Origin of the sequence: Burkholderia sp. E168m23, from assembly GCF_016586125.1 — a bacterium.
GTDB lineage: Bacteria > Pseudomonadota > Gammaproteobacteria > Burkholderiales > Burkholderiaceae > Burkholderia > Burkholderia orbicola.
Map to the genome: position 1 here is coordinate 1 of NZ_BCPP01001137.1, position 2,014 is coordinate 2,014.

At 72.5% G+C, this 2,014-nt stretch carries 2 protein-coding genes; both read left to right on the forward strand.

Going from position 1 to position 2,014, the window contains the following annotated elements; translation table 11 throughout:
* Window positions 1–670: phosphopantetheine-binding protein (locus JMF90_RS34945; RefSeq protein WP_201326152.1), on the forward strand; the 670-nt coding region annotated here is incomplete at its 5' end.
* A gap of 9 nt (window positions 671–679) precedes the next feature.
* The coding region (locus JMF90_RS34950; RefSeq protein ID WP_236598103.1) for a condensation domain-containing protein at window positions 680–2,014 on the forward strand (1,335 nt) is incomplete at its 3' end.

Below are 2,014 nucleotides of genomic sequence, written 5' to 3' on the forward strand. Positions count from 1 at the left end.
CATGTACCGCACCGGCGACCTCGCACGACGGCGCGCGGACGGCGCGCTCGACTACCTCGGCCGCGTCGACACGCAGGTGAAGCTGCGCGGCCAGCGGATCGAGCCGGGCGAGATCGAGGCGCTGCTGCGCGCGGCGCCGGGTGTCAACGATGCGGTCGTGATCGTGCGCGACGAGCAACTGATCGGCTATGTCGCCCGTGGCGACGCCGGCCCGCTCGACCGTGCGGCGCTGCTCGACGCACTGCGCGCGCAACTGCCGGCGTACATGGTGCCGTCGCAGCTGATCGAGCTCGACGCGTTGCCCGTCACGCCGAACGGCAAGTGCGACCGCCATGCGCTGCCCGCGCCGGTGCGTGAAGCAACCGCAGCCGTCGAACTCGCGACGGACACCGAACGCGCGCTCGCCGACATCTGGCAACGCGTGCTGCACGTGGACGCGATCGGCCGCGACGGCGATTTCTTCCTGCTCGGCGGCCACTCGCTGCTCGCGACGCAGGCCCACGCGCAGGCCAACCTGCACTGGGGGCTCGCGCTGCCGCTGCGCACGCTGTTCGACACGCGCACGCTGGCGCGCTGCGCGGAAGCGATCGACGCGGCCTGCGCGGCACGCGGCGCGACCGATGCGGCGAGCGCGATCGACGCGCTGCTCGGCGAACTGGAAACCCAATAAGGACGACGGATGACGAAGGTTCAACCCGACTGGCTGGCGCTCGCGACGCGTTTCGCGCAACTGCCCGACGCGCAGCGCGCGGTCTTCATCGACAAGCTCGGCGCGGCCGGCATCGACTTCCGCGTGCTGCCGATCCCGCCGCGCACGCCGCGCAGCGACCGCGTGCCGGCATCGTTCGCGCAGACGCGGCTGTGGCTGCACGCGCGGCTGATCGATGCGCCGGACGCGTATCACATCACCGAGCGCCTCGCGCTGACGGGCCCGCTCGACGGGCATGCGCTGCGTCTCGCGTGCGATGCGCTGATCGCGCGCCATGAGGCGCTGCGCACGACCTTCGACGAAGCGCAGGACGGCGTCGCGCAGACGATCCATGCGCCGTTGCGCTGCCCGTGGCGCGAAACCGATCTCGAAGCGTTGCCGGACGCGCAGCGCGCAGCGCGTGCGGAAGCCGTCGCGACGGCCGACGAGGCCGAACCGTTCGATCTCGGCACGGCGCCGCTGGTGCGCGCGCATCTGGTCCGCTTCGACGCGACGCATCACTGGCTCGCACTGACCGTCCATCACATCGTGTCGGACGGCTGGTCGTCGGGCGTGATGCTGGAAGAACTCGCGGCGTTCTATCGCGCGTATGCGTCCGACCGGCCGGTGCCGCTCGCGCCGCTGCCGATCCAGTACGCCGACTACGCGCTGTGGCAGCGCCGCTGGCTCGATGCCGGCGAGCGCGACCGTCAGCTCGCGTTCTGGCGCGAACGGCTCGATCCGCAGCGCGGCGTGCTGACGCTGCCGGGCGCAACCGCGCGGCCGGCCCGTCGCAGTGCGCGCGGCGCGCGTCATGTGTTTTCGCTCGACGCGCGCATCGGTGCGCAGTTGCGCGCATTCGCGGCCGCATCCGGCGCGACGCCGTTCGCGGTGCTGCTCGCCGCGCTCGATGCGCTGCTGGCGCGCGCGACCGGCGACGCACGGATCTGCGTCGGCGTGCCGGCCGCGAACCGCGAGCGCGCGGAGGTCGCCGGCCTGATCGGCTTCTTCGTCAACACGCTCGCGATCGACGTCGACGTGCCCGCGCACGGCGACTTTTCATCGCTGGTCGCGCGTACGCAGCGCGCACTCGTCGACGCGCAGATGCACCAGGACGTGCCGTTCGAGCAGGTGGTCGACGCGCTCGGCGTGCCGCGCAGCGCCAGCCACCATCCGCTGTTCCAGGTGATGGCCGCGTACGGCGAACGCCGCGCGCTGCCGCCCCTCGGCGCGGCGTCGGCCGCGTTGCTGCCGTCCGGCACGCCGTCCGCGAAATTCGACCTGACGCTGTCCGTCGAAGCGACGCCGGACGGCACGTTTGACGCC